The 1,529-nt window shown below is 72.0% G+C and carries 2 protein-coding genes; both read left to right on the forward strand.

Annotated features, from left to right (window positions below; all coding sequences use genetic code 11):
- Positions 1 to 443: hypothetical protein (locus AC0V2Y_RS18820; RefSeq protein WP_475418357.1), on the forward strand; the 443-nt coding region annotated here is incomplete at its 5' end.
- Positions 444 to 474: 31 nt separating this feature from the next.
- A complete protein-coding gene (locus tag AC0V2Y_RS18825; RefSeq protein WP_475413932.1) occupies positions 475 to 1,446 on the forward strand; it encodes an ABC transporter permease in 972 nt (323 codons plus the stop codon).
- Positions 1,447 to 1,529 lie beyond the last annotated feature (83 nt).

The raw sequence follows: 1,529 nt of genomic DNA on the forward strand, positions 1-1,529 counted from the left end.
GTCTGGCGCGGCCCGCCAGCCAGCTGGCCGGCCAGCTGGAAAAGCTGGGCCTGGAAGTCCATGTGCGCATCATGGACAGCGGCATCCTGGGCGCGCGCATCGCCGCCGCCGATTTCGACCTGGCCCTCGTCAGCCAGGGCAGCAATGGCGACCCGGAAAGCATGCTGCGGCAAACGGCGGGCAACGGCGCCTACAGCGATGCCTTCCGCCGCGCCGATCTGCTCGAGCTGCTGCAGCAGCAGGTCGGCACCGTCGACGTGGCCACACGGCGCGCGCTGCTCGACCGTGCCCAGGCCATCTACGCCGAGGAATTGCCGGCCTTCTTCCTGTATTCGCCGCTATGGAGCACGGCGGCCAATGCGCGCCTGCGGCCGTGGTTCACGCCGGGCGGCATCGGCGTCGGCATCTCGCTGCCGCTGAACAAATTGATGTTCGTGCGGTAGACGGGAGCCGACGCTGAGCGCTACCACCTTCATGGGCCGGCGCGCCGCGGGCTATGCGCTGGCCTTGCTGGCGCTCGTCAGCCTCGACTTCGCGCTGCCGCTGCTCATGCCCGGCGACCCCGTCACGGCCTTGCTGGGACAGGATGCGCTGATCGAACTCGATGCGGCCGAACGCGGCGCCCTGCTGGCGCGCCATGGCCTGGGCGGCGGACAGCCGCTGTGGCAGCTGTACCTGGAGCACCTGGCGCAGCTGCTGCGGCTCGACCTTGGCTATTCCATCCAGCATGGCATGCCGGTGGCGGCCTTGCTGGCGCAGTACCTGCCGTGGACCGTGCTGCTGGTGGCCTGCGCGCTGGCGCTGGCCCTGCTGCTGGGCGTGGTGCTGGGCATCGAGGCCGCGTTCGCGCAGGGCAGGGCGGCGGACCGCGCGCTGACGGCCGCCACCCTGGCGCTCGACAGCATCCCGCCGTTCGCCCTGGCGATGGGCCTGGTGATGCTGTTCGCCTATGGCTTGCAATGGCTGCCCAGCAATGGCGCCATGGCGCCGTTTTCCATGCAGACGGGTGCGGCCGCCTGGCTGGAGCGCGCGCGGCACCTGGTGCTGCCCGTGTGCGCCATGGCGCTGCCCGCCGCCGCCGGCGTGTTCCTGAGCGCGCGCGCCACGGCCGTCAGCGTACGCCAGCGCACCTTCATGGAGCTGGCCCGCGCGCAGGGCGTGGGACCGTTCGCCTTGCGCTACCGCCACCTGGCGCCCAACGTGCTTGCCGTCGTGCTGTCGCGCCTGGGCGGCGTGGCCGCGCGCCTGGTGTCGGGCGCCGTGTATGCGGAAACCGTCCTCGCCTATCCCGGCATCAACCTGGCGCTGACGGACGCCATCGCCAAGCACGACTATCCGCTGGTGCGCGGCGCGCTGCTGGCGACGGGGCTGCTGCTGTTCGCCATGAACTTGCTGGCCGATGTCCTGGCCGGCCGCCTGGCGCTGCGCGGGCAGCGCGCGCCATGAACGCCTCCGTGCGCGCGGGGGCGGGACTGCTGCTGGCGCTGGCGCTCATGCTGGCCGGCGCCAGCTGGCTGCAGCCGGCGTGC

The sequence above is a fragment of the Janthinobacterium sp. BHSEK genome, assembly GCF_056174685.1.

Coding starts and splice junctions, on each gene's coding strand:
- AC0V2Y_RS18825 (WP_475413932.1), top strand. CDS start 475: ATGGGCCGGCGCGCCGCGGGCTATGCGCTGGCCTTGCTGGCGCTCGTC.